The following is a 23,256-nucleotide window of genomic DNA, read 5'->3' on the forward strand; positions in this document are numbered from 1 at the left end:
CGGTGGAATGCCTGCTTGAACTGGGGGAGAGGTATCACTTCCCATTGCTCAGCTCCTTCTGTGCCTGCGCGCGCTGAGCGGCTCTGAATGAGCGAAGAATGAATCGCACAAGGCGTGCATGAGCCCGCACAAGATCCTTGTCCTGGGTCCAATGCCATCCGGAGAAATAGCAAAAGCCTTGCTCATACTCGGGGTGCTCTCGCGGATACTTCTTGTTCAGCATCGCGTCGGCTTCATTTTTGGCTGCAGCGCGGGCAGTCAGGTAGTCGCGCCCCTTTGTTGGCGCGCGATACACGGGGCGGCTTGAAAGCGTGATCGCGGCCATCAATCACCCCCTTGGGTTGCCTGGGCAGCGAGGGCAGCTTCAACCGCTGCCGGTTCAAACAAAGTGTGCACGGCTTCGAATTCGACCCAGTTGCCGCAGTAATCTGGAGTCCGGCGGACGTTGCCCTTGTCATCCAGGAAGAAGGAATAGCGCTGCAGCTTGCAGAATTTCTGCCTCACAGCCTCGAATGCCACATCTCGATGGCCCGCCAGCGCCTGGGGTGCGACGGCAATCCCGAGCTGATAGTCTTCAAGACGGCTACCAAGGTCGCTCAGCTTTTCGACTACGTCCTCCACGGAGGTTGCATAGACCTCGTGACCCATGCCGTCAGACCCCGGTACAACATCGAGAAGAATGCTGGTCACAGCCAGGGCTTGCAGGTTCTGAACCTCGGCAACTGGATCGCCTTCCTCTTCCATGCCCAGCGCGGCGAGGATTTGGCAGTATTTGTTAGCATCCACTTGCTTGACGCTCACCATGTTGGGCGCGGCTGCCGGGGTGGCGGCAAGCACGGCGCGTGCCTGCCAGTACCTCCACGGCTCAGCAGCATCGCTGCGGAAAGTTGTGTCCGTGTCTGGGTGAAGTCTGTTGCGCTTGCGGAAAAATTCGTCAAACGCCGCGCGCTCATCAAGCACCGCCACGGCTGCGGGCGCTGTCTGGGGCGTGCGCTCTGCGATAAGCCGCTGCAAATCCTCGCGGGTCATCTCCACGACGTTTTCAGCGATGCGATTGCCGCCGACCTCTGCGGCCCATGCCATCAGGTCGCCGGCGGCCAAGCTGTTGCGGTGACGCTCTTCGCAATCAGGGCATGGCTGGCCGCCTTCCCCTGGGTCATAGAAACTCGGGCCGCCGATCATGCCGTGGTCGTTGCAGGTGTCGCAAATGACGGGCTGGACTGCTCGCACTGAAGCTGGCTCCTGAATCTGGTGCATGTCCCAGGTGCCGAGCACAGCGTCGATTGCCAGCGAGGCTTCCAGCCCCTCGTTGGAGATCTGCTCGCAAGCCTCAAGCATCATCTGTTCGTCACCTTGAGCGGCCGTTTCTGCCTCCGTCTTCATACTGCTGATGGCGTACTTGGCTTCACGAAGCGCTTCCTGCAGAGCTGGAACACTTTCTGATCTGCAGGCGCTGTCCAATGTTCCAACACCATCGGAGGCCTTGCTGGGTTTAAATTGGGTTGGAACATTCTCTGGAACAAAAGTGGAATTTCCGCGCATGAATGTTCCAGCCAGGCCGTGGCGCTTGAGGTAGTCCAGGGCCCGATCGGTAAGATCGTTGCCCGGTGATGCTTTGCGGAGAGACTGGACTAGCTGGCGCACCAGCATGGCCAGTTCGTCCACTTTGCCACCGGCAGCAGTTTGCGAAATTTCGCAAGTTTCGGGTTGTTTCATTGCATGCTCCATGAAATGCAGGATCCGGATGTGCAGCGGCCGGAGGTCACGCCGCTGGTCAGGACGGTGAAATTCAGCCGGCTTTTGCAGCGCGGACACTCAAGGTGCCCGGTCACTTTCTCGGCCGGGGCGAAGGTGGGCGGGGCGCAGTAGGTGCGCTTTACCTGGGCCAGGGCGGCCCGGATGTGTGGCGCCTGGGCGCTGAATGCTGCGGTCGTCACGGTGTTGGCACCTCATCCCAGGTGCGGCCATCTAGTTGTCGGCCGGCGGCCTTCTTACCGACGAGGTGGTAGCGGCCTTGGCCTTCGACCATGGCGAACTCCTTGATCGGCGCAAACCCGTTTTCAGCGCGCGCAGCGCCGTGCTGGCTCGGTGCGATCCACTCGCCCCACTGTTTGAACAGAAAAGGCACGCCGGCAGCCTGGCACTGATCGCGCAGTGAGCGCGCCCAGTCGGGATGCATAGGCCTTGCGCCGGGACCGCTCTCGCCACCGACGATCACCCAATCGATCCCATAAAGCAAAGGCGGGTCTGCGGGCTTTCCCATGCAGCCGCACTCATGACCACTGCAACACATAGGGGGGCCGTCAGGCCATAGTGACTTGGGATACTCCAGGTCCACCGGCCCAAGTAGCGGCTCCATTGACAGGAAGCGAACGGCCGCGTCCACGGCTAGAAGCTTCGGAATATCGCGGTCGGCTTCTTCCTGGTTCACGACCGTGGCTCCAATCCATACATGCGGGTAGAGCTTCGCAAAGTCGAACGGCACAGGAAGCATGTTGCCCACGTTGCCAATGCGCTTGGTGAGCAGTAGCCAGTCCAAATTTGGCGTTGCCTCGATCAGCTTGAACAGGTCTTCGCGCCACTGAGGATCCACCGCGTTGTCGAATACATCGGCCAGGGAGGCGCAGAAGACCCGCTGTCGACGGCCGTGCTCAGCAAAAAATGCCGCGTGATTGGCATTCCAGGCCAGCGGCTTACGCCAATTGCTGGCGCTGGTGCGCACCCGTTCGCCCTTCGGTCCCCATACAACCTTGTGCATGCGCTTGTCCATCAGGTGCTCTGCATAGCAGTTGTCGCACCCGGGGGACACCTTCGTGCAACCGATGAAGGGGTTGAAGGTGTGGTCTGTCCATTCGATTTTGCTGTTCTCAGCCATTGATTTCTCCATGCAAATGGCCTGCACGAGGCAGGCCATGGGGCGGACGTGGTTGTGCTTATGTAGAAGCTGCTGGCAAGGTGAGGGCCACGGCGATAGGCCGCACCCAGATCGGCTGGGCCGACAGCAGGAAGGTTTCCCCGGCCCAGGCCAGCAGCAGCGTCTCGCCCATGACGTGGGCAATCGCCTCGCCGGCGGCGCTTGGGACCGCGTTGCCAATGCGTTCGCGCCAGGCCTGATCGCTCAGGCCGTCGAGCTCCAGCATCTCTTCGGGGTCGACGAGGCTCTGCAGGGCTGCCAGCTCCAGGGTGGTAAAGGGCCGGTGCCAAGTTCCATCCTCGGCGACGATCCGGCAGACCAGCTTTTCGGCTGGCGCTGGCATGGCGCGCGGGTCGGCTACTGTCCAGCGGCCGTTGTCGTGACAGGCCGCTGCACTGACCGCGCCGGCCGAAGATTCCCAAGGCACGACACCATAGTGGCCGCCGGTCAGGTAGTGGTCGCCGGCCTCACGCCGCATGCCTGGACGTGGATCGGCCACTGCAAATGCGCCATTGGCATTGCCTGCGATCACTGTGCGTGCCGACTCAGCCCAGGGCGTAACCGGATACTTGCCGTGCAGCAGGTCGGGATTCGGGCCACCGCGTGGGTCTGCTACTGCCTGGCCTGTTCCGTGAGCACTGGTCACAGCCATGGATGCCCGGTCCCAGCGAACGATGCGGAACTCATTGCTGTGCTTGGCCGGGCCGTGATGGCGCGGGTCTGCCACGCTGTAGGCGCCCTGGCCAGGACCTTGCTGGCCGGCCACGGTTCCAGTGCTGCCATTCCACCGGCGCACGCCATAGGCCTGGCCGTCCTTCCACAGCGCAGACTGTTCGAATCGGGGATCGGCCACGGCAAAGTTGCCGCATGCTGGCCGACCCTTGCCTGTTATGGTGGTGCTGGTCCGATTCCAATCTTGGACGCCCAGGACGCCGGCATGCATTTCGGGCACGATCAGGTAATCACGCAGCTGGCCATCCTCGATCGCCAGACGGTTCAGGCTTCGCCAGTCGGATCCAGCCTCTACGAATGCCAGCCGCACCCAGGTCTTCCACTGCAGACTGGGCACGCGGTGCATGGGCCCGGCGCGCAGGTCGCCCGGCAGCAGCATGCGGCCCAGCACGTCGCCAACGGCGCGCAGCGGCTTTGCATCAGGCTGGTAAAGGAAGGGAGGCACCTTCTCGATGTGACGGGCCACCAGCAGGAAGCGCTTGCGGCTCTGGGCCAGGCCGCCGATCTCGCCACAGTCGTGGGTGGTCTCAGCCACGGCGTAGCCGTAGGAGCGCAGCAGGCCCACGATCTGGTCCAGCAGATGCCGGCCGCGCGTGGCGATCCTGGGCACGTTTTCGAAGATGATCAGCTCGGGAGGGTCGTCGTGCCAGGCCTCCAGCATCAGCCAGACGCCGCGCAGGGTCAGGCGGTTCAGGGCTTGGTACTTGTCGGTCTTGCTCTTGCCCTCAGACAGCAGGCCGCTGAAGCCTTTGCAAGGGGCCGACAGGAACACGATGTGCGGGCGCTCTCCGCCGGCTGCGCGCTGGATGTCGGCGGCCGTGGCCTCCTGCCAGTCCGCCGGCGGTTCACTGCCGTGGAAGGTGCGGTACTGCTCGCGGTCGAACAAATCCAGCACGGTGCCAGGCACGCCGGTCAGGCGCCCGAAGTCTCGGATGCTGGCTGAGTCCACGTCGATCCCACCGATGCAGCGGAAACGAGCCTGCAGGGTGCCCACGCGCGGGCTGGCCCGATTGAAGCCTCGGGCACCGCCGCCGAGACCACAGAAGAGGTGGAAGTGCTTGATTTCTTTGGTGATCATCGTTGTGCTCATGAAAAAAGCCCGCACAGGGCGGGCAATCGATAAACTCCTGCAGTTCTATGCGGGGAGATATGAATGGATGAGATGGATGCCGGAGCGGCCTATGAAATGAACCCGCGCCAAGTAGTGTTTGAGTACAGGGTGAATGGGGAACCTCGCTCAGCTGCCATCCAAGGCGATGCCCTTGCGCGCATTGCCGGGGTCGGTGACCTTCCTGCAAAGGCACAACACATAGCGGCTTACCAAAAATATTGGCAGGTGATCCACAGAGTGGCAGCAGAAATACATGATCAAGGTCGGCGGCCCGTCACAGTGCGAGTTGACGACCTGTAAGGGGTTCAGGGGAATCAGGACAAGGCGCATCGCGCCCTGTGCTCATGCCTCTGGTGTCAGGTGGTAGTACTCTTTACGGCATCAGCGAAAGCCTGCTCTGGTGTCTGCTCTGGCTCTTCATCCGAGTCGCTTGCGTCATCATCCAGATCGCGCTGATTGGGGTTGGAGCTCGTAGAGGGCGTATCGGGTTTGCCAGCTCGGTAGCCCTTCTTGGCCTGGACCAGTTCGGCAGGGGCCAGCAGCTTGATGGAGATCTCGCCCTCGGCGGCCAGGCCGGAGAGCTCGCCGAACAAGTCGTTGTTCTCCAGCTCTTCGCCGTTGTACGAGATCGTACCCTTGACCGTGACACTGCCGCCCTCCGAGAGCTCGTACTGCAGGTTGGACAGCACGGCGTCGGTGAAGTCGACATGCTCCTCGTTCAGGCCCCAATCCCAGATGAAGCGATAGCCGCGCCATTTCTGGCCCTTGCCATAGTGGTAGGCCAGCGGCAGCTGGGGGTGACGAAGGTTCGGCAGCGGAATATCCACTCCCGGCAGCGCCTCCTGGCCCTCCTTGAGTGCCTTGTTGCAGTAGTGGTGCTCGCGCAGACCTTGCTCGATCTGGTCGAGCAGGGTGTTTTCGCCGGTGAGCACGAATGCCAGATCGATGGCGCGCACCTTTTCTTCGCCGTGCAGCTCGCGCCGCGGGTTCGCATTGGTTATCGTGACGGTGGTTGGGTCAGCAAGTTCAAAGGCCATGGGCCCTCCTGGGATTCGATTCGACCCGCGCGCGGCGGGCCTGCTGGAGTTGTCGGGAAGGGATCAGGCCTGGGCAGTGGCTGCCTGTGCGGGGAACTTGTCGAACGGCAGTTCCTTGATGTTCTTGCCGAAGAACGTGCCCTTGGATTCGGCCTGCATGAAGTTCACGTGCAGCTCGGGCTCCACGTTGGGGTAGTGGTAGATGCTGCCCGGGCCGCGGGTGAAGGTGACGGCCAGGGTCTTGGTTTCGGGGTCATAGCCGACGGCCTTGACCTGGTTGGATTCAACCGGCTCCATGGGGATGGCCACATAGGGCTTGTCTGTGAAGGCTGCAGCTGCTTCGAATTTGGCGTTCATGATGAGGTCTCTGAGATTTCAATAAAAAAGCCCGCTTGTTGAGGGCGGGCTTGCGCTTGTGGCTATGGAATTTGTCAGTTCACGGCATCCTTGAGGTGCTTGCCGGGTTTGAACTTCGCCACGCGGGTGGCTGCGATGGTGACTTTCTCGCCGGTGCGCGGATTGCGGCCCGTGCGGCCGGCGCGACGGCCCACGCTGAAAGTGCCAAAGCCAATAATCTGGACGACCTTGCCTTTCTTGAGCGCTTGGCGGATGCCATCCAGAGTGGCGCTCAATGCGCGATCAGCAGCCTGCTTGGAAACTTCGGCGCTCTTGGAGATGTGTTCGATCAGGTCGGACTTGTTCACGGGATGCTCCTTGGGGTGGATGCCCAGTTGATTGCCGGGCACGGGGGGTTAAACAGTGGCGCTCTGCAGGTCGTCTGCCAGCTTGCGGGTGCCCATCGAGATCAGCAGCAGCAGTCGACGGACCTGGTTGACGGGGATCTGCACCGAGCCGCGGTCCTTGGCGTATGGAATGCCGTGGAAATCGAGGGTTGCAGCTGAAATCTGACCGAGGCCGGCATCCTTCAATCGGGTATTGATCTGACCAATAGTCAGCTTTGCTGCCTGTTCGTCAGCGGCTGGAGCTGCTGCAGCGCTGGCCTGGGCAGTGCTGATCGCCTGCTGAGCGTCGATGCCGGCCACGCCTTCTGCAGCCTGCTCAGTGACCAGTCCGGCCAGATCCTCTGCCAGTGGCTTGGCCAGATCGCTTGCCCGTACCGCCTGGGCGATATCGGCCTGTGCAGCCTGGGCCTGCTGCTGCACCTGCTGGCGCTGCTGGGCGGCATCAGCCTGGGCCTTTTGCTGCTCCTCGGCCCGGATGCGAGCGCGATCAGCTTCAAGTTGGCGCGCCTGCTCAGCGGCTTCGGCTGCAGCTTTCGCTTCGGCTTCACGCCTGGCCTTGGCTTCCTCTTCTGCGCGGATCCGGGCACGCTCGGCTTCCAGGCGCTCGGCCTCGGCCTGCTTGAAGTCGTTGATGCGCATGGTGGCCATGGCCTTGAAGACATCAGGCTCCTTCACTCCCATTGCTGGAAAGTCCGGGAACAGCGTGATCCAGTCTTGGCCCGAGCCATCGCTGCGAAGGAAGTCACGGTTCAGCAGCAGGGTGTTGGCAGTGGTCTGGGCCTGCAGCTTGGCATTGGTCAGTGCCACGGCAACCTTGTCGCGCATGCTGTCCAACGACTTCAGGCCCTTGATCGTTTCCGCAAATCCGCCCGCAACCCGAGGCAGCCAGTAGGTGCCAAGCTGCTTGTTCAGGCTCTCCACATGCACGTCCAGCGCCTGCTGAGCTTCCTGGACGATGACCTGCTTGCGCACATCCTTCTCTGACTTGACGCGCTTTTCCAGGTCGATGGCCTTGCGGGTGGCGATCTGGTCCAGCTGCTCGAGCACGTTGAGCACGTCATCCACCGACTGCATGTCGGAACGCACCTTCTTGCCGGCCTGCTTCATCGCACTGGAGACATCCCGCAGCCATTTCGCATCGGCGTCGGCGTCAGCGAACTGCTGGTCTGTCTCCAGCACCGCGTTGACGCTGTTGATGCGCTCCAGTACCTCGACCCTGAAGCTGTCCAAGGTGCTGGTTGTGATCTCGCCGCGGGCTTCAATGCGCAGCACCGGCAGTGCGTCGCGGATCTTGGCCTCGGGCTGAGGCTTGGGCTCGGCGGGCTGGGGCTGGTAGGCTGCCACATCCTTTTCAATCTGCTCCCAGCCGGCGATGATCTGGGCCCGCAGCTCCGCGTCGGGCTCGTACCAGCAGTGCAGAGCTTCAACGGGAAGGCCCTCGTCGGTCCATTTGCTGGCCATGAACAGGATGCGTTCGGATCCCGAGACCATGGCCTGCTGCTCCATCTGCACGCGATATTGCAGCGGCAGGTCTGCACCTGTGCAGCCGGCCTCCATGACGCCGCGCAGGGTGCTGTTGAGCGTCTTGTGCTCAAAGGCCACATCGTTCATGAACGTCAGGCCGTCGAAGCTGGCTGAGTACTTGCCACGGGTGCCGACGCAGGGCGAGAGGTCTTCGCCGATGATCTGCTCGGCCAGCGGCCGGGCCAGTGCTTCGAACTGGTGCCCATCGCTGAAGCGGCGCTGAGTGGCTGCATCGATTTCGGGTGTGATTCCTGTTGCCATTTCCTTGACCAGCTCGGAGCGGGACTTGTACGAGCTGGCGCCCATCATGGCTGGGGCGTCCGAGGCGTTGAAGTGCTGGGCGCGGTGGGCATGCCATTCGGGGCTGCCTTGTACGAGGTTCACGATTTGCATGGTCATGGCTTTTCCAGTTCTGCCACTCGGGCATCAAAATGGTCGGTGAGGGTTGCTTGCAGCGAGGGGTCGGGCACGGCTTCAATCAGGCCCCCCAGCTCGTAGAGCTTGTCCAGGTCTTTGCAGGCCTTGATATCTGCTTCCAGCTTTGCGGGATCGACAGCCGGTGCAGTCGCGTCGAGTGCAGGCTCAACTGCTGCTTTTTTGCGTTTGGCCACCTCCTCCTGCAACTGCTTCTCTTGGGAGGGTGTGACGGTTGCCTTGGACTTGAGCCAAGCCAAAACATCAGCCATGGTCTTGATTCCATCAACGACGGACTGAGCCCATTTGCCCACGTTGTGGTCAAACTTAGCTTGGTCGTAGTCAGGCAAGACCACCTCGGCTTGGCCCATGTGGCGCTCGCCCTGGGCTGCCGGCTGTGTCGTGTTGGCCATGTCCTGCAGCTCTTCTGCCACGGGCATACCGCGGAGAACATCGGGGAACACGTCGCGCAGGGCGAAGGCTCGAGCGCGCATCTGGCGCATGCGCTTTGGGTATTGACTCCATGGGCCTTGCTTTCCGGCCAGGCCAGCCTTCTGTGCATCCTCCATGCTGAAGGTGCGAACCTGCTCTGGTGCGCCTTTGCGCTTGACCCGACACGTGGCTGTGTGCCCGTCGTCTTCTTCGGTCACGTACTCGCACACAGGACTGCTGAGCACTAGGGCAATCACAGCATCGCCCCAGAGGGCTGGGCGCCCGTTGATAACGGCCAGGTTCTGCAATGACTGCAGCGGCTTCAAGCCCAGTTCTGCGCCCCATTGCATGGCAATCAGGCAGTTTCCCGGCTTGCCTTTGAAGTCCTTGGGCACCATGTCGCTGTCGGCCAGGTAGTTGGAGAAGGTCAGGGCCTGCTCAAAGTTCTGCGGGCTCAGATCAAACTGACTGGCCGGGCGCAAGGCCGTGACCGACTGATGTGCAAGAGCATTGCTCATGAAAACCTCACTTGAGTGATAAAGGCGACGAGGGCGGCAGCGCTGCTGGCCACCCACAAAAGAAAAGCCCGGGCGGTACCGGGCTCGTGATCGGGTTGGTTCATGGTTTCCAGGCCAGGGCGGCAAAGGTGGGAACGATGAGCAGGAGAGCAAACGCTTCGTTCATGGGCGTTCCTTCAAACATTGAACGGTCTGCGCATCCAGCCACTCGGCATGCATCCCCGGGCAAAGCCACGCGCCGGCGGCAGCACGCTTGAGGTCGGCGGCTGGAGTGGTGATCGGTGCATCAGCCGCCTGGGCGCTACAGCCCGTCAGCCAGGTGCACAGCACTATCAGCAGCAGGGCCAGAAACAACAAAGCCCGCTTTGGTACGGGCTTCTTGCGGCGCGGGAGGCGCTGGAGTTGTATCGGGGAAGGCATCAGCTTGCTCCTAACTTGGCGAATCGTTCGATCCGGGTTTCGTCATGCTCTGCACGGCTGTGCTCAATCCAGCATTCGATGATTCGCTCATCGCACTGCTGGGCCAGCAACTCCGATATGTCCTGGCCGTGGTGCCAGATGGCCCGGACTTCGATTCCGTCCTCTTCATCACCAGCCATCAGGCATTCCAGTGGGATGCCGGCCAGCATGAGGCGGTAGAGCGTTTCGCCCGTTCCCGGTACCGGGCAGGCGTGGCGCAGTGGTACAGGGAGGCGGGCGTTCATGCTCAGGCCTCGTTCGTGATCGCCAGCAGACTCTGGATCTGGCCTTCGATACGCGTGGCTTCAGCCTGGGCGGTAGCCAGCACTGCGGCCTTTTGCTTGCGCAGAGACGTGACAGCGTTTGCGGTCATGGTGTCGCGCTCGATCAGGTCAATCTCGATGCGCGCCTTGCCCACAACCACCCATCCATCGCTGGCCCAGATGCTATTGAGCTCACCAAATTCATCCAGGCTCTGCGGTCCGGAAAAATGGAAGCCGTATGCTGGCGTCTCCTCTGGCTTTGCTGGGTTGAAGCTGGTGTACTTGCCGACCATCACGACGGCTTCACCTGTGATCTTGGGCATGCCAAGCTCCTTTCGGGAATAAAAAAGCCCCGACTAGCGGGGCGAACTGACCGGAGTCAGGGGGAGTAGGGTGATGGCGCAGCTTCCTTCTGCCCGATGAGGGTCAGGCAGAAGAAATGCGCACTTGGGTTAATAAAAGGTGCTGCGCCATCATGGAAGCGGGCCAGGCTTGATACTGGCTGTGGTCTGGTTGCGCTTCTCGATCACGGTGCATCTGCACTGACTGTGACCAGACCCGGAACCTCCAAGGCTTTCGCCCTCATATGTGCGCTTGTTCCCGCACTTCCCGCGTGTCCATCCACGCTGCCGCTTCCATGATGGCCCCGCTGTAGCCCTGCGGGGGAAGGCACATGCAGGCCGCATGCTGGCAAATCACTCACATTTCAATCTCCATCAGGCCGTCGCAGGCTGCAGGAGCCCGTGCTTCCGGCAATAGGCCATCTCTTCGTCGTAGACGGAATCCTCCAGCACCAAGGTGCCGTCAGGGGCGTAAATGTCTCGTTTGGGCGAACCCATGGGGCGCTCGGTGCGCTCAACGCGGTAGCCATGCCGAGCCCAGCATCCGTTGGGGCTGTTCGGGTGCGGCGGCTTCTTTTGAGTAGCTTTGTTCATCGACTGCTCCTTGAAAAAGCAAAAGCGCCAACCCGTGACGCTTTTGTTTTCCTCCTGATGTCGCTCAGGAGGCTGCGCCGGCAGGGCCGGAGGGCTTTTCTGTTCTTGGCAACCCTGTTTGCCTCATGCGGTATTTCGCGCGCCCCAATTTGGCGCCTGCGTTTTTAGCTCTCGCTGGGTACAGCACCCAGCGCGCGACGTTGAAAGCGTCTATGTGCACCACGCAATCCTTCTGAGACTGCGTGGGGGTTCAAAGCTGTTGAGGCTAAGGCGGCCTTGCCGAGTGGCTCCATCGTCCGTGCCCATGCACGCGATCCCCGGACTCGCATCCGCTACACACCGGTTCACCCGGCACCTGCGTTGGTCTACGTGTCGGTGCACAGCTCGATCACTTGGCACCCCAACTCCCCCTTTGCATTCGGTGAACCGTTGTGCCGTAAGGGGTCGTTGGGGTGGATATTAGGACTAGCTAACAAATAGGTCAATAGGACTAGCTAATAAATTTTCTAAAAGAGTTAGAAGTTCCTACTTTAAAAGGCGTAAAAAAACCCGCTGGTGCGGGCTTGGTGCTATCAAAAATTTTCAGCGGCAGAACTGTTGCCAGACCTGATTGAACTCTGTTGAATCCATGTTGCCTCCTTCGAAGGCGACCATGTTCTCATTCGCTGCGATGAATCGGCGATAGCCAGGGTAGCCACCGAAGCTGTTCTTAGAGTTGACCTCGCCACATAGACCTTTCTGGTTTCTGAAGTCGGCGCTTTCAGGATCCTTCAGATGCTTGGTCACCATTTCGCGGGCCAGTCTTTGGGTTTTGATCTCCAGCACAGCAGCATCATCGGCGGCCTTTTGCGACTCGGACTTTCCGCAACCTGAAAGAGCAACCAACGCAGCTGCAACCACAAATGTTCTCTTCATTCTCTCTCCTCACCTAGTGAATCACTTTCGTCTGAACTTGCGTCGGTGCTCGGTCATCGTGCCGATGACAACCATGTGATGCTCATCGCTTCGCATAACGGGATAGTTGTCGTTTAGAGGTACTAGCTCAAAGATCTCGTTGCCCTTTTCATCAATGCCGCGTACACGATACTTCTTGAAAGTGGCTTCTTGTTTGCCGTTTTTGGCTGCGACGAAATCTCCAGGCCTAGGCTGAATTTCTGGATCGATTCTTACCCGGTCGCCTTCATTGAACTCCGGAAGCATGGAGTCGCCCTTGATTTCAAGAAAAAAGGCCCATTGAGATGCATCGTTGTCGCCGTACTCAATATCGAACCCGTCGCCGGGTCCATACGGTTCCGCAATTTCTTTCATATGCCCAGCTTGAATGTGAGAGATCACGGGGTAGGCACGGGCACCAGGCGAGACTGCAACCACGTTTTGGTCCATTTTCGGCTCCATAGAGCCTTCTCCTGTTGCCAACCAGCTTTGGTTAACTCGCAGAACAGCAGCAGCCTTAAGTAAGTTCTCGCCCCGCAAGAACTTTGATTTCCCACTTAACCAGCCGTGCACGCTGGGTGGTTTGACCCCGCAAGCACGTGCAAGGTCGGCCTGGTTAACGCCAGCTTTTTCCATCGCCAGTGTCAGGCGGTCGGCAAGTGTAGACATTAGGAGAGCCTAACAGTATGGTGATAAGGAGTGGCTATTGACATGAAATTAGCAACTCCTAATAATTGGGGTTATGACAAACAAGACCGCCAACCAATTCATCGATGCATTCGGCGGAACAACCGCTGTTGCACGGTTGCTCAACATCAAAGCCCCATCGGTGCATGGCTGGCGAGGTGAAAGCCGAACCGTTTACGACATTCCTGAGGACAAGCTGATCCGCTTAGCGCCTATGGCAGAGGCTCGAGGAATTGCCACTCGAAAGGAGTTGCGCCCAGATGACTGGCACTTGATTTGGCCAGAGCTTGCCCCGCAGGAAGCCCCAATCCCTGTCGAAACAACACCTCCATGTGCACATCACATAGAGCGCTGAATTCTCGATCGTTGGCTGTGGTGACGCCTCTGTCGTTCGCCAAGGTGCGGCGGACACGGCTTTCGTATCGCTCAACTCATCTGCGGCCGCTTTTTCCATGCTCTCAGTATCTGGAAGCCACGCCGTAGCAACAACATCCAATTTGCGAGTACCCGGATATGACTCCCCAAGACGCGCTGCGCCAAATGGCAAAGGCTTACCCCGGCGGCTATGAAAGCCTAGCTCCCCGTGTCGGCAAGACCGTAGAGGTTTTGCGCAAGGAGTTGTCAGGCGACCCGAAGTTCAAGCTGGGCCTGTCGACCTCTTTGCTAATTTCAGAGTTGTGCATCGAAGCTAAGGCTCATCACCGCTTTGACTTTGTGAATGCCGTTGCTGCTGATGGTGGTGGCTTCGTCCGCTTGCCCGTGGTTGAAATGAGCGAGACGGCATGCGTGAATCGTTCGATCTCAGCAGTGACCACCGAGTTGTCCCACGTAGTGACGGCAACTTTGGAAGGGGATGCTGACGGTCATATCTCAGACAACGATAAAGCACGCATTCTGAAAGAGGTAGCTGACGCTCGCGCAGCACTTCAGCAGCTTGAGCATGCAATTGAGGCGAAACATGCGGCAGGCATGAAAGGCCGTCAGGAGCAGCCATGAACACGCAGATTTCACAGATCGGCGTGATCAGCGCCGATAGCACCAGGCCAGCACCCCAGCCGGCCTTGGTCGTTCAGTTTCCCGATGTTCCCGTGTCCATGTCGCTGTCTGACCAAGCACATGAGCTGCGGATTCAAGCCGAGGGGCTGCTCATGCATGCCCAGATGCTCGACTTTCAACGCACCGGCAAAGCCAAGCACCGTAGAAAAGCGCAGGCGCATCTGAACGCAATGAGGCTTCTGATTGGTGCTCGCTCTCGTGAGCGTCGCGCAGCCATGGAGCAAGCCGTGGGAGGAATCCCCAATGCGTGATTACGGCAAGGTGCACACCGCGTTCTGGTCAAGCTCAAGTATTGGCGAGCTGAGCGAGGACGCCAGGATGCTGGCTCTTTACCTGTTGACCTGCCCCCACGGAACCATTGCTGGTGTATTTCGCATCCCTGATGGATATGCCTGCGAGGACTTGAAGTGGAGTTCCGAAAGGGTTGCGGAAGGGTTTGCGGAACTGTTTCGAAAGGGTTTCGCTAACCGTTGCGAAACCACGAAATGGGTATGGGTGGTCAAGCATTTCGACTGGAACCCTTTGGAGAACCCAAATCAGCGCAAGTCTGCCGTGAAGGTCACTTTGCAGATTCCTGCTGGGTGCGCGTGGAAGCTAGATTTCATGCGGGGTTGCGGCGAGATCATGGGTTTGTCACCGGAGGAAATTGCAAACCATTGCGGAACCGTTTCGAAAGGGTTCCTTAACCAGGAACAGGAACAGGAACAGGAATTAAATAAAGAACCTAACGGTTCTGTCGGCAGCGCCGACGAAGCAAGACCGAAGAACGAATCTTTGGACGAGCAGCTGCCTGCTGGTGACCAAGCGGAAGAGGGCGATGACCCGAAACTGCCAGCCTGCCCGGTTGAGGCCATCGTGGAGCTGTACCACCAGCAACTGCCCGAGCTGCCCCGTGTCCGCCTGCTGAGCGACAAGCGCCGCAAGTCGATCCGCAAGATCTGGCGCTGGGTCCTGACCAGCAAAAAAACCGACAACACACCCCGGGCGGCCAGCGCTGACGAGGCCCAGGCCTGGCTGCGAAGCTACTTCGGCCGGGCCCGGAAAAACGATTTCCTGATGGGCCGTGGCCACCGCAGCGGTGAGCATGCCGGCTGGCAGTGCGATCTCGACTTCCTGCTGACCGACCGTGGCATGCAGCACGTGATCGAGAAGACCAAAGGCGGTGCCGCATGAACGACATGACCATGCCGCCACTGGATGACGATTTCGAGACGCCGGCAAAGTTGGTGCCGCTGGCAAGCTATGAATCTGAGAGCGCTCTGCTAGGGTCGCTGCTGTTCGATGCTCGCCAGTTCGATGTGATTTCGGAAGCCGTGCAGGCCAAGGATTTCGCGGACGAGACCAATGCTGCGATCTTCACGGCCGTCAGCGCGATGGCTCATGCCGCGAAACCCATCGACGTGGTGACGGTGCACGAGCACATGCAGGGCCGGGTGGCGATTCAGACGCTGGCCGAGCTGTGCAACGCCGGAACGCTGTCTGAGTCGGCGGTCCGCCGCTATGCCGAGATCATCCGCGAACGTGCCCTGAGCCGCCAGCTGGTGACCGTGGTGAACCAGGCCCGCGAGCTCGCTGCAGACCACGCCATCCCGATCGCCGAGCGCGTCGACAAGGTGTCTGCCCAGCTGGCCGGCCTGGCCGTTGATGCGCCCGGGGACGAGTGGGTCAGCGCCGACGCCGGCATGGATGAATTCATGGCGGATCTGGATGAGCGCTGCTCCGGCAAAGGCGATCCTTTCCTGCCTACCGGCCTGCATGCGCTGGACCTGCAGCTGGATGGCGGCTTTCGCCCCGGGGAACTGGTCATCATCGGCGCTCGGCCGTCGATGGGCAAAACAGCTCTGGCCATGACCATCGGCATGCACGCCGCCAAATTGCGGCAGACGGTCGCGATGTTCTCGCTGGAGATGCAGCGTGGCGACCTGTGGCAGCGCCAAGTGGCCATGGAGTCCGATGTCTCGCTGAGCAAGATCCGCCAGCCGCACAAGCGCATGAGCCATGTCGACCATGACGCAGTGTGCGAGGCCAGCATGCGCATCAAGTCGCTGCCGTTCTACGTGACCGATCGCACCGGGCTGAACATCAACACGCTGCGCACCAAGACCCGGGCTCTCAAGCGCCGCTTCGGTCTGCGCCTGCTGATCGTGGACTACCTGGGACTGATGCACGGCACCAACCCCAAGGACAACCGAACCACGCAGCTCGGTGAGGTAACGCGCAGCCTCAAGGAGTTGGCCAAGGAGTTGGGCATCACCGTGCTGCTGCTGGCCCAGCTCAACCGCGAGGTTGAAAAGCGCGTGGATCAGATGCCGATCATGTCCGACCTTCGCGATTGCGGCGAGATCGAGCAAGACGCGGACATCGTGCTGTTCCCCCACCGCCCGATCCACCTCAAACCCAGCCTGGGCCCTGAGTGGCAGAGCTACGCAGTGCTGCGCGTGGCCAAGCAGCGTGCCGGCGCGACCGGGGATCTGAACCTGCGCTACATCGGCCCCAACGTCCGTTTCAGCAACTGGAACGGGGAGAAGCCCGGCACTGGCCCCAACCGTCAAGACGACGACTTTGAATAAAAACAGGAGCACCAATCCATGATCACGCTTACTCTCCCGTACCCCATCAGCGCAAATCGTTATTGGCAGACCCGAGTCATCAAGGTGGGCGCGCAGTCCCGGGCCATGACCTACGTCAGCTCCGAAGCCAAGGCATTTAAGGAGCAGGTGGGCTGGCTGGCCAAGGCCGCAGGCATCCTGAATCCCATCCTCGGCCGCGTGGCGATCTCGTACACGCTGCACCCTCACTGCCCGCAAGACGCGCAGCGCCGCATGAAGCGCGACCCTTACACCTGGGATGACACGGTGCAGTGCATCGACTTGGACAACGCCCAGAAGGTGCTGCTGGATGCACTCAAAGGCGTGGCGATCGAGGACGACAAATGGGTGCGCCGCATCACTGCAGAGCGTGGCATGCCCGTGGATGGCGGCAAGTTGGTGGTGACTATCACCCCAATCAAGGCGGCACCAGAGCAGGAGCAGGGCGACTTGCTGGGAGGCCTCGCATGACCTCGCTGGCTTGGATGTTGATTTTTCTCGCCTTCGTCGTAGGCCTGCTGGTGGGCGTCGCCCTTGGCATGGCTGGTGCGTCCATGGGCATGGAGGGAGATGGACCATGAGCCGCCTCGTCATTACCAAGGGCCAGGACGGCAAGCTCTGCGGGCTGGACGCTGCCGGCCAGAGGGCTTATGCCAAATGGCGCCGCACTGTCACCGAACTGGCCCCAGGGCAGACCTTGGGTTTCTCCTTCTGGCTGCCAAGGTGCCCGGAGCACCACGCCTTCTTCTTCCTGAAACTGAATCGCCTGCTCGAGCGCACCGAGGCATTTGACGATGCCACCAAGCTGCGCCACTGGCTGCTGATCGGCGCCGGCCACTGCGATTTCGTGCCCGGCAGCGATGGCAAGCCCAACGCGATTCCCAAAAGCATGGACTTCGAGTCCATGGACGAGGCGGACTTTTGCGAGCTGCAGCGCTCCATCGACGCCTTCCTCTGGACTTTGCACGCCCAGGCCATCTTGTGGCCAGCACTCGACGCAAACCGGCGTTGGGGCTGCATGGAGTCTTTCATGGAGGGCTTCCAGCGTTGAGCCTTCCCATCACGCATTGCTTTCACCACCGCAGAGGGGGTACCCATGGGACGAGATGACCTGCAGTTTGATCTTTTCGACAGCAGCTCAGCCCTGGAGGAGATGCGCGCGGACGTGGCGGAGTCGGAGCTGGATCCGCCCATCGTCCATAGCATCGTCCGGGCAGAGGATTGCTCCGCTCCGCTGTTCAACGGCCCGACCTCTGTGTTTGACCTGGCCGCCATGCCGCTGCAAATGCGCGTTGCGCTCAGCGCTCCGGAAAAGTCCAAGAACGTGAAGGTCGTGACACGTGAGGAGGGCATCGTTCGCTGCCAGGTCGTTCGGTTTGCGGAGTCGGATGAGGGACAGGAAAAGGAACGCTTGCGCCGTGCTCGGCAGATCGTGCCACGGGCTCGCAGGCAGACATTCAGGATGAAGAACAGCAGGATATGGGACGACAAGCAGACATGAAGCCCCGCCGACCTATGCCGCCCCAGGGGCTGGGCAATCTCTCCGGGCAGGCCCCCTACACCACCATCGTGCCCGCAGAAGGGCTGGGCCTGTGGGTTCAGGAAACCTTCATTCGGGAGGGCTCGGCCCTTTTCAACCCAGAGCATCAGCATCTGGCCGAGGCCGATCTGGAGTTCCTGTGGGCCAGCAATGCCTTTGTGAAGCAGGGGCGCACGGTCCTGGGCCAGGCCGAAGAGGTCATGTTCAGAGCCGGCGGCTGGCAGAAGGAGCGCCAAGAGCAGCAGATGCTGGAGTGGTTTGGCCACATCCCCAAGTTCCTGATCACGCTGGCGGCCGACTACTGTGCCCAGGCCAGCGATGCAGACTTCTGCGCCCTTGTGGAGCACGAGCTTTATCACGTGGGCCAGAAGAAAGACGATTTTGGCGCGCCGGCATTCACCCGGGACGGTCTGCCCAAGCTGGGAATCCGTGGGCACGACGTGGAAGAGTTCCTCGGCGTGGTGAAGCGCTACGGGGTGGGAGACCCTGGAGGTGCTCTCGCGCAGCTGGCCGGCCTGGCGCGCGGCACACCAGAAGTCAGCCGGTCAGCGATTGCTGGCGCGTGCGGAACCTGCCTGCTGAAGGCGGCTTAGAAAGACTGGCGGCATACAAAATGGCAGTTCTCAAAGACCCCGTAAAACTATCCATCGTGCAGGCGCTGGCTTGCTTTGACACCCCCACGCAGGTGGCCGACCACGTAAAGCAAGAGTTCGGCCTCGTGATCACGCGCCAGCAGGTGGCGATGTACGACCCCACCAAGGCCTCTGGCCACAACCTGAGCAAGAAGCTGCGCGAGATCTTCACCGCCACGCGCGCGAAGTTCCTCGATGACATTTCGACCATCCCCATTGCCCAGCAGGCCTATCGGCTGCGGGTGCTGCAGCGAAACCTCGAGCGGGCGGACAGCCGAGGCAATGCGGCCATGGTCTCCACTCTGCTGGAGCAGGCAGCAAAAGAGCTGGGTGGAGCGTTCACTAACAAGCGCGAGCTGACGGGCAAGGACGGGCAGCCGCTGGCCGTCAACAGCACCAATGTCACCACCACGGTCACCCCAGAAGAATTGAAGGAGGTCGTGCAGAGTGTCCAGGCCAAGTTTTAGCCCCGCAGAGCGTCTGGCCGCCGTGGGCTGGGCACGCGAAGACCTGTTCTCGTTCTCACGCTGGATGTTCCTTCAGCGCAAAGGCTTCCTCTGGCGCCGGGCCCAGCACCACGCGATGATCTGCAATGCGCTGATGCGGGTGTTCAATGGTGAGTGCAAGCGGTTGATCATCAACATGCCGCCCCGGTACTCAAAGACAGAGCTGGCCGTGGTGAACTTCATCGCCTGGGCCTTCGGCAAGGTGCCCGATGCCGAGTTCATCCATTGCAGCTACAGCACGCCGCTGGCCGTCAACAACAGCACCCAGGTGCGCAACTTGGTTCAGCACGAGGCCTTCACCGAGATCTTCCCCGAGCTGAGCCTGGCCACGGATGCCGGCTCGCACTGGAAAACCACCGCCGGCGGCGTCATGTACGCCACGGGTACGGGCGGCACTATCACCGGCTTCGGCGCGGGTAAGCACCGCGAGGGGTTCGGCGGGGCCATCATCATCGATGACCCACACAAGGCGGATGAGGCCAAGTCGGACACCATCCGCAAGGGCGTAATCGACTGGTTTCAGAACACGTTGGAGAGCCGCAAGAACAGCCCGGACACTCCCATCATCGTGATCATGCAGCGCCTGCACGAGGATGACCTGGCCGGCTGGCTGCTGGGCGATCGTGGCAAGGATGGCAATGGGCCGCCGGTTGCGGGCGGCAATGGTGAGGTGTGGGAGCAACTGCGCCTGTCGGCGTGGGTCGGCAAAGACGAGGAGCCGCTCTGGCCCGAGAAACACAGTGCCGACGAGCTGCGGCGGATGGAGAAGGCCAATCCCTATGTGTTCGCCGGCCAGTACCGGCAACTGCCGGCGCCGCCGTCCGGAGGCGTGATCAAACCTGACCTGATGCCCATCGTGGAGGCCATCCCAGCGGGCGTGGTGGAGTGGTGCAGGGGCTGGGACTTGGGCGCATCGGGGAATGGTGACTACACCGCCGGCGGCAAGGTGGGACGGCTGGCCGATGGCCGCTACATCATTGCCGACATGAAACGGGAGCAGTTTGAGACCAACCTGCGGGACCAGCTCATCAAGAACACAGCGGTTTCCGATGGCCGCCTGCTCAAGCAGAGCCTGCCGCAGGACCCGGGCCAGGCCGGTAAGTCCCAGGTGCTGGCCTTCGCCAAACTGCTGGCCGGCCACAACGTGCACTTCAGCCCAGAGTCGGGCGACAAGGTGACTCGGGCAACGCCGCTGGCCAGTCAGATCAATGCTGGCAACGTGCTGTTGCTCAAGGGCGCCTGGAACACTCCGTTCATTGATGAGTGCCGCTTGTTCCCGTTCGGCAAATATGATGACCAGGTCGACGGGGCTGCAAGAGGGTTCAATGGGTTGTTGCAGCCGACTGTTGGGATATTTACTTGAGGCTGTATGCAGAAGTTGCTTGACTGGGTTGCTAGTAAAACGGTGTGGATTTTGTTGATTCCAGCGGTGATTGTTTTTGGGTTCACGGTGGCCGTGCCGATCTATTTTTCATTTCAGACTGGGGACTGGAAATTAGGCTACGACATAAACGGCGCTATTGGCGACTTCTTTGGCGGGATAATGAATCCTGTAATCGCATTTCTTGCCTTGTTGTGGCTCAAGAGAGGGGTTGAGCTTCAGCAAACTGAGCTGGGAGAAACGAGGCAGGCACTAACTGACTCCAATAAAAATAGAGAGATATCTATCCGGATAGAGGTTTTAAAAGGGAAAAAAGAGATCGTCATGGCCGAAATGGAGATGATTCGAGATGATATTAATTTCCTCTCAACGCAGCGAGATCCGAATCATCAACGAACTGTCCAAGGTTACTGCGATCTACTGGGTGAAAATATTTCATTCGACATATGGAAGAGGAGTTTGGACGCGCGAAGAACTTCTGCAAGAGACAAGTTTCAACAGCTTGCTGAACTGCAAGATGGCATTGAAGCGCTGGCGGCTAAGCTGAGAAATTGACCTTCCTAGCATGGTCTCATGCCCGAGATCATCACCAACACCCTTGAAGTTTCCCGCGCTCGGCGTGAGTTCCTCGGCTCCCTGGGCCTTGATGCCAAGCGGGCCACGGCCTGGATTCAGTACGGCTACAGCGAGCACGTAAGCTTTGAGATGCTCTATGCCGCCTATGAGCGTGGCGGCGCTGGCCATGGTGCTGTGCACCGGCTGCTGGATGTGTGCTGGCTCAAGTTGCCACGCATCAAGCTGCCTAACAGTGACAAGAAAAGCCCATGGGAGTTGAAGACGGGCAAGTTGCTGCGCTCCATCCGGGCATGGAGCAAGCTCAAGGACCTGGACCGGCGCAATCTGGTGGGCCGTTATGCGGCAGTGATCTACCGCGTGGCCGACAGCAAGACGCTCGACCAACCTCTGGAGCGTGCAACCAAGCTGGTCGACCTTATCCCGCTCAGCGAAAACCAGATCAAGGTCACGAAGTGGCACACAGATCAGGACGCTGAGAACTACGGTACTCCGGCCATGTTTCAGTACCGGCAAATCAGTCCGCCTGGCACGGAGACAGAGGGCAGGCCCGAGAGATGGGCCGATGTGCACCCCAGCCGCGTGCAGATCCTGGCCGAGGGTGCGGTGGGGGACTTCTACGACGGCGTGCCACTGCTGCGCGCAGGCTTCAACCGGCTGGTGGACCTGGACAAGATCGCCGGCGGATCGGGCGAATCCTTCCTGAAGAACAGCGCTCGCACCATCGTGTTCAAGTACGACGCTGGCGGCCAGCCGCAGGCCATGCCGGGACCAGATGGAAAACCCGTCACATCGGTGAAGGATGCCCACGAGGCGCAGGCCAAGGCCTTGAACCAGAATCAGGACGCGTCGATCGTCATGCAGGGCGGCGAGGCCACAACCCTGCAGACTGCCATCAGCGACCCCACGGGACCCTGGACCACGGCGGCCAATGAGTTTGCCGCCTCGGTGCGGATCCCATTCACTGTGCTGTTTGGCCAGCAGACCGGGCGCCTGGCCAGCGATGAGGACAAGGCCGACTTCGCCAATCGCTGCTCCAGTCGGCAGGAGTACGAGCTCACGCCCATGCTGGAGGAGTTCATCACACGCATGCAGGCGGCCGGCATCATCGAAGCTGGCGATTTCGAGATTCAATGGCCGCCGGTCAATGCGCCGACCGAGAAAGACAAGGTCGATCTGCTTGGCAAGATGACGGCCGCCATGCAGCAGGCCTATCAGGCTGGGCTGACCGAGCCGCTTTTTGATGCGAACGAGTTGCGCGCTGTGGTGGACTATGAGCAGCGCATGGATGACGGTATGCCGACCGAGGATGATCCAGCTCGCACAGGTGATGTAGATCCCGCAGATGACCCAATCGAAAATGCGCCGGCGAGCTCCTAACCCGGCCATCCCTGGCACGCCTCGGGACCGCACCGGCTCCACGCTGCTGCTCCGCAAGGCGCATGCGGCAATCAATGAACGCTGGAAGAGGCTCACCACGGATGTGCTGGCCGCATTCGATCGCATCCCGGTCTACGCTCTCAACGACACGGGCCCACAGGTGGCCTATGGCATCACCCCAGCCATCCTCGACATCGTCCTGCTGGAGATTGCAGCCGCGCTGGATCGCTGGGTGCAGAACGGCAAGGAGCCCAAGGAGTTGTTCTGGTGGAATCCGTTCGTTGAGCAGTCATCACAGCTCGGCGCGCTGCAAAGCGTGACCAATCTCACGAACCTCTCTGGGGCTTATGCCGCCTCACGCTCGTTCGATCAGGTGGTCCGCAGTGAGCCTTATCTCACTCGGGTGGCGCTGGCACGCATGAAAAGCTACGAGCACTGGACCGGCTTGCGCGCCGAGGGACAGAGCCGTCTGGCCGGCATCATTGGCCGAGCCGTGGCCGATGGTCTGAATCCGAAGGCTGCCCGGACGCTGATCGTTGATGGCCTGGGCGTGACCAGGTCAAAGGCTGCCCAGTATGCGCAAACCGACATCACCGACACCTTGCGGCAGGCCCGCTGGGCCGAGTCAGAAGCTGCGCAGGTGCATTACGGGCTAAGGATTGGGATGCTGTGGACCTCGGCGCTGTTGCCGACCACCCGGGTCACGCATGCGACGCGCAATGGTCGGGTGTACTCCACAGATGAGGTTCGGGCATTCTATGGTCGCGATGGCAACCGGTATAACTGCCACTGCGGGCAGACGGAATGCCTGCTTGATGCGAGTGGCAAGCCGATCCTGACAGAGCGCCTGCAGAAGACTATGGCGGCTGAGCGTGAGGCTTGGCTTCCAGAGCACTGA

At 60.5% G+C, this 23,256-nt stretch carries 30 protein-coding genes; 15 read left to right on the forward strand and 15 right to left on the reverse strand.

Annotated elements, in window-relative coordinates; genetic code table 11:
• Positions 1 to 34 precede the first annotated feature (34 nt).
• The 4 genes from E2583_RS08755 to E2583_RS08770 form a co-directional block, all read right to left on the reverse strand.
• Complete coding sequence (locus tag E2583_RS08755) at positions 35 to 325, reverse strand: hypothetical protein (RefSeq protein WP_291594918.1); 291 nt, start codon at positions 323 to 325, stop codon at positions 35 to 37.
• A complete protein-coding gene (locus tag E2583_RS08760) occupies positions 325 to 1,716 on the reverse strand; it encodes a hypothetical protein (RefSeq protein WP_291594919.1) in 1,392 nt (463 codons plus the stop codon). The genes E2583_RS08755 and E2583_RS08760 overlap by 1 nt, the downstream gene beginning before the upstream one ends.
• A 217-nt stretch (positions 1,717 to 1,933) precedes the next feature.
• Positions 1,934 to 2,875 carry a phage Gp37/Gp68 family protein gene (locus tag E2583_RS08765; protein WP_291594921.1) on the reverse strand — a complete coding sequence of 314 codons (942 nt, stop codon included), beginning with the start codon at positions 2,873 to 2,875 and terminating at the stop codon, positions 1,934 to 1,936.
• Between the two features lie 58 nt (positions 2,876 to 2,933).
• Positions 2,934 to 4,724 carry a DNA cytosine methyltransferase gene (locus E2583_RS08770; protein WP_291594923.1) on the reverse strand — a complete coding sequence of 597 codons (1,791 nt, stop codon included), beginning with the start codon at positions 4,722 to 4,724 and terminating at the stop codon, positions 2,934 to 2,936.
• A gap of 75 nt (positions 4,725 to 4,799) precedes the next feature.
• Between E2583_RS08770 and E2583_RS08775 the strand changes: the two genes are divergently transcribed.
• Positions 4,800 to 5,057, forward strand: a complete 258-nt coding sequence (locus E2583_RS08775; RefSeq protein WP_291594925.1) for a hypothetical protein — start codon at positions 4,800 to 4,802, stop codon at positions 5,055 to 5,057.
• Positions 5,058 to 5,113: 56 nt separating this feature from the next.
• Here the strand turns inward: E2583_RS08775 and E2583_RS08780 are convergent, their stop codons facing one another.
• The 11 genes from E2583_RS08780 to E2583_RS08830 form a co-directional block, all read right to left on the reverse strand.
• Positions 5,114 to 5,794 carry a hypothetical protein gene (locus E2583_RS08780; protein ID WP_291594926.1) on the reverse strand — a complete coding sequence of 227 codons (681 nt, stop codon included), beginning with the start codon at positions 5,792 to 5,794 and terminating at the stop codon, positions 5,114 to 5,116.
• A 63-nt stretch (positions 5,795 to 5,857) separates the two neighbouring features.
• Positions 5,858 to 6,151 (reverse strand): KTSC domain-containing protein, encoded by a 294-nt coding sequence (locus E2583_RS08785; RefSeq protein ID WP_291594928.1) that lies wholly within the window; start codon positions 6,149 to 6,151, stop codon positions 5,858 to 5,860.
• A 74-nt stretch (positions 6,152 to 6,225) separates the two neighbouring features.
• Entirely contained in the window at positions 6,226 to 6,498 is a 273-nt protein-coding gene (locus tag E2583_RS08790) for an HU family DNA-binding protein (protein ID WP_003056801.1), read from the reverse strand.
• A gap of 48 nt (positions 6,499 to 6,546) precedes the next feature.
• Positions 6,547 to 8,460, reverse strand: coding sequence for a YqaJ viral recombinase family protein (locus tag E2583_RS08795; protein WP_291594931.1), 1,914 nt, complete (start codon positions 8,458 to 8,460; stop codon positions 6,547 to 6,549).
• On the reverse strand, positions 8,457 to 9,482 hold the full coding sequence (locus E2583_RS08800; RefSeq protein WP_291594932.1) for a recombinase RecT: 1,026 nt from the start codon (positions 9,480 to 9,482) through the stop codon (positions 8,457 to 8,459). The genes E2583_RS08795 and E2583_RS08800 overlap by 4 nt, the downstream gene beginning before the upstream one ends.
• A 105-nt stretch (positions 9,483 to 9,587) precedes the next feature.
• Complete coding sequence (locus E2583_RS08805) at positions 9,588 to 9,845, reverse strand: hypothetical protein (RefSeq protein WP_291594935.1); 258 nt, start codon at positions 9,843 to 9,845, stop codon at positions 9,588 to 9,590.
• Entirely contained in the window at positions 9,845 to 10,129 is a 285-nt protein-coding gene (locus E2583_RS08810; RefSeq protein WP_291594937.1) for a hypothetical protein, read from the reverse strand. The genes E2583_RS08805 and E2583_RS08810 overlap by 1 nt, the downstream gene beginning before the upstream one ends.
• Before the next feature lie 2 nt (positions 10,130 to 10,131).
• The gene (locus E2583_RS08815; protein WP_291594938.1) at positions 10,132 to 10,470 is read right to left on the reverse strand and encodes a hypothetical protein; all 339 of its coding nucleotides are present in this window, start codon (positions 10,468 to 10,470) and stop codon (positions 10,132 to 10,134) included.
• Positions 10,471 to 10,863: 393 nt separating this feature from the next.
• Entirely contained in the window at positions 10,864 to 11,082 is a 219-nt protein-coding gene (locus tag E2583_RS08820) for a hypothetical protein (protein WP_291594939.1), read from the reverse strand.
• 582 nt (positions 11,083 to 11,664) lie between these two features.
• A complete protein-coding gene (locus E2583_RS08825; protein ID WP_291594941.1) occupies positions 11,665 to 11,997 on the reverse strand; it encodes a hypothetical protein in 333 nt (110 codons plus the stop codon).
• A 21-nt stretch (positions 11,998 to 12,018) separates the two neighbouring features.
• Complete coding sequence (locus E2583_RS08830) at positions 12,019 to 12,684, reverse strand: LexA family transcriptional regulator (protein WP_291594943.1); 666 nt, start codon at positions 12,682 to 12,684, stop codon at positions 12,019 to 12,021.
• Positions 12,685 to 12,757: 73 nt separating this feature from the next.
• Here E2583_RS08830 and E2583_RS08835 point away from each other — a divergent pair, with 73 nt between their 5' ends.
• The 14 genes from E2583_RS08835 to E2583_RS08900 all read left to right on the forward strand — a co-directional run bounded on the left by E2583_RS08835 (position 12,758) and on the right by E2583_RS08900 (position 23,256).
• Positions 12,758 to 13,057 (forward strand): YdaS family helix-turn-helix protein, encoded by a 300-nt coding sequence (locus tag E2583_RS08835; protein WP_291594945.1) that lies wholly within the window; start codon positions 12,758 to 12,760, stop codon positions 13,055 to 13,057.
• A 158-nt stretch (positions 13,058 to 13,215) separates the two neighbouring features.
• Positions 13,216 to 13,698: a phage regulatory CII family protein gene (locus E2583_RS08840; RefSeq protein ID WP_291594947.1), complete on the forward strand. Its 483-nt coding sequence runs from the start codon at positions 13,216 to 13,218 to the stop codon at positions 13,696 to 13,698.
• Positions 13,695 to 14,009, forward strand: coding sequence for a hypothetical protein (locus E2583_RS08845; protein ID WP_291594948.1), 315 nt, complete (start codon positions 13,695 to 13,697; stop codon positions 14,007 to 14,009). Before E2583_RS08840 ends, E2583_RS08845 begins: the two co-directional genes overlap by 4 nt.
• The gene (locus tag E2583_RS08850) at positions 14,002 to 14,931 is read left to right on the forward strand and encodes a hypothetical protein (protein ID WP_291594951.1); all 930 of its coding nucleotides are present in this window, start codon (positions 14,002 to 14,004) and stop codon (positions 14,929 to 14,931) included. Before E2583_RS08845 ends, E2583_RS08850 begins: the two co-directional genes overlap by 8 nt.
• Complete coding sequence (locus E2583_RS08855) at positions 14,928 to 16,328, forward strand: replicative DNA helicase (RefSeq protein ID WP_291594953.1); 1,401 nt, start codon at positions 14,928 to 14,930, stop codon at positions 16,326 to 16,328. Before E2583_RS08850 ends, E2583_RS08855 begins: the two co-directional genes overlap by 4 nt.
• Positions 16,329 to 16,346: 18 nt before the next feature.
• Complete coding sequence (locus E2583_RS08860; protein ID WP_291594955.1) at positions 16,347 to 16,817, forward strand: RusA family crossover junction endodeoxyribonuclease; 471 nt, start codon at positions 16,347 to 16,349, stop codon at positions 16,815 to 16,817.
• 106 nt (positions 16,818 to 16,923) lie between these two features.
• Positions 16,924 to 17,397, forward strand: a complete 474-nt coding sequence (locus E2583_RS08865; RefSeq protein WP_291594958.1) for a DUF1367 family protein — start codon at positions 16,924 to 16,926, stop codon at positions 17,395 to 17,397.
• Positions 17,398 to 17,442: 45 nt separating this feature from the next.
• Positions 17,443 to 17,847 carry a hypothetical protein gene (locus E2583_RS08870; protein ID WP_291594960.1) on the forward strand — a complete coding sequence of 135 codons (405 nt, stop codon included), beginning with the start codon at positions 17,443 to 17,445 and terminating at the stop codon, positions 17,845 to 17,847.
• 14 nt (positions 17,848 to 17,861) lie between these two features.
• Positions 17,862 to 18,479, forward strand: a complete 618-nt coding sequence (locus E2583_RS08875) for a putative metallopeptidase (RefSeq protein WP_291595045.1) — start codon at positions 17,862 to 17,864, stop codon at positions 18,477 to 18,479.
• A 20-nt stretch (positions 18,480 to 18,499) separates the two neighbouring features.
• Positions 18,500 to 18,985, forward strand: a complete 486-nt coding sequence (locus E2583_RS08880) for a DUF2280 domain-containing protein (RefSeq protein ID WP_291594962.1) — start codon at positions 18,500 to 18,502, stop codon at positions 18,983 to 18,985.
• Complete coding sequence (terL, locus tag E2583_RS08885) at positions 18,966 to 20,387, forward strand: phage terminase large subunit (protein ID WP_291594964.1); 1,422 nt, start codon at positions 18,966 to 18,968, stop codon at positions 20,385 to 20,387. Before E2583_RS08880 ends, terL begins: the two co-directional genes overlap by 20 nt.
• Positions 20,388 to 20,393: 6 nt before the next feature.
• Complete coding sequence (locus tag E2583_RS08890; protein ID WP_291594966.1) at positions 20,394 to 20,960, forward strand: hypothetical protein; 567 nt, start codon at positions 20,394 to 20,396, stop codon at positions 20,958 to 20,960.
• Positions 20,961 to 20,978: 18 nt separating this feature from the next.
• Positions 20,979 to 22,358 (forward strand): phage portal protein, encoded by a 1,380-nt coding sequence (locus tag E2583_RS08895; RefSeq protein ID WP_291594967.1) that lies wholly within the window; start codon positions 20,979 to 20,981, stop codon positions 22,356 to 22,358.
• Positions 22,324 to 23,256 (forward strand): phage minor head protein, encoded by a 933-nt coding sequence (locus E2583_RS08900; RefSeq protein ID WP_291594968.1) that lies wholly within the window; start codon positions 22,324 to 22,326, stop codon positions 23,254 to 23,256. Before E2583_RS08895 ends, E2583_RS08900 begins: the two co-directional genes overlap by 35 nt.

The sequence above is a fragment of the Comamonas sp. genome, from assembly GCF_009360615.1.
Taxonomy (GTDB): Bacteria; Pseudomonadota; Gammaproteobacteria; order Burkholderiales; family Burkholderiaceae_C; genus Comamonas.

Bases quoted from the DNA above. Each gene is read 5' to 3' on its own strand.
- E2583_RS08815 (WP_291594938.1), bottom strand. From the start codon at position 10,470: ATGCCCAAGATCACAGGTGAAGCCGTCGTGATGGTCGGCAAGTACACC.
- E2583_RS08865 (WP_291594958.1), top strand. From the start codon at position 16,924: ATGAGCCGCCTCGTCATTACCAAGGGCCAGGACGGCAAGCTCTGCGGG.
- E2583_RS08810 (WP_291594937.1), bottom strand. From the start codon at position 10,129: ATGAACGCCCGCCTCCCTGTACCACTGCGCCACGCCTGCCCGGTACCG.
- E2583_RS08860 (WP_291594955.1), top strand. From the start codon at position 16,347: ATGATCACGCTTACTCTCCCGTACCCCATCAGCGCAAATCGTTATTGG.
- E2583_RS08755 (WP_291594918.1), bottom strand. From the start codon at position 325: ATGGCCGCGATCACGCTTTCAAGCCGCCCCGTGTATCGCGCGCCAACA.
- E2583_RS08825 (WP_291594941.1), bottom strand. From the start codon at position 11,997: ATGAAGAGAACATTTGTGGTTGCAGCTGCGTTGGTTGCTCTTTCAGGT.
- E2583_RS08900 (WP_291594968.1), top strand. From the start codon at position 22,324: ATGACCCAATCGAAAATGCGCCGGCGAGCTCCTAACCCGGCCATCCCT.
- E2583_RS08780 (WP_291594926.1), bottom strand. From the start codon at position 5,794: ATGGCCTTTGAACTTGCTGACCCAACCACCGTCACGATAACCAATGCG.
- E2583_RS08855 (WP_291594953.1), top strand. From the start codon at position 14,928: ATGAACGACATGACCATGCCGCCACTGGATGACGATTTCGAGACGCCG.
- E2583_RS08830 (WP_291594943.1), bottom strand. From the start codon at position 12,684: ATGTCTACACTTGCCGACCGCCTGACACTGGCGATGGAAAAAGCTGGC.
- E2583_RS08850 (WP_291594951.1), top strand. From the start codon at position 14,002: ATGCGTGATTACGGCAAGGTGCACACCGCGTTCTGGTCAAGCTCAAGT.
- E2583_RS08775 (WP_291594925.1), top strand. From the start codon at position 4,800: ATGGATGAGATGGATGCCGGAGCGGCCTATGAAATGAACCCGCGCCAA.
- E2583_RS08765 (WP_291594921.1), bottom strand. From the start codon at position 2,875: ATGGCTGAGAACAGCAAAATCGAATGGACAGACCACACCTTCAACCCC.
- E2583_RS08875 (WP_291595045.1), top strand. From the start codon at position 17,862: ATGCCGCCCCAGGGGCTGGGCAATCTCTCCGGGCAGGCCCCCTACACC.
- E2583_RS08795 (WP_291594931.1), bottom strand. From the start codon at position 8,460: ATGACCATGCAAATCGTGAACCTCGTACAAGGCAGCCCCGAATGGCAT.
- E2583_RS08845 (WP_291594948.1), top strand. From the start codon at position 13,695: ATGAACACGCAGATTTCACAGATCGGCGTGATCAGCGCCGATAGCACC.
- E2583_RS08785 (WP_291594928.1), bottom strand. From the start codon at position 6,151: ATGAACGCCAAATTCGAAGCAGCTGCAGCCTTCACAGACAAGCCCTAT.
- E2583_RS08880 (WP_291594962.1), top strand. From the start codon at position 18,500: ATGGCAGTTCTCAAAGACCCCGTAAAACTATCCATCGTGCAGGCGCTG.
- E2583_RS08820 (WP_291594939.1), bottom strand. From the start codon at position 11,082: ATGAACAAAGCTACTCAAAAGAAGCCGCCGCACCCGAACAGCCCCAAC.
- E2583_RS08770 (WP_291594923.1), bottom strand. From the start codon at position 4,724: ATGATCACCAAAGAAATCAAGCACTTCCACCTCTTCTGTGGTCTCGGC.
- E2583_RS08835 (WP_291594945.1), top strand. From the start codon at position 12,758: ATGACAAACAAGACCGCCAACCAATTCATCGATGCATTCGGCGGAACA.
- E2583_RS08890 (WP_291594966.1), top strand. From the start codon at position 20,394: ATGCAGAAGTTGCTTGACTGGGTTGCTAGTAAAACGGTGTGGATTTTG.
- E2583_RS08805 (WP_291594935.1), bottom strand. From the start codon at position 9,845: ATGCCTTCCCCGATACAACTCCAGCGCCTCCCGCGCCGCAAGAAGCCC.
- E2583_RS08840 (WP_291594947.1), top strand. From the start codon at position 13,216: ATGACTCCCCAAGACGCGCTGCGCCAAATGGCAAAGGCTTACCCCGGC.
- E2583_RS08760 (WP_291594919.1), bottom strand. From the start codon at position 1,716: ATGAAACAACCCGAAACTTGCGAAATTTCGCAAACTGCTGCCGGTGGC.
- E2583_RS08895 (WP_291594967.1), top strand. From the start codon at position 20,979: ATGCCCGAGATCATCACCAACACCCTTGAAGTTTCCCGCGCTCGGCGT.
- E2583_RS08870 (WP_291594960.1), top strand. From the start codon at position 17,443: ATGGGACGAGATGACCTGCAGTTTGATCTTTTCGACAGCAGCTCAGCC.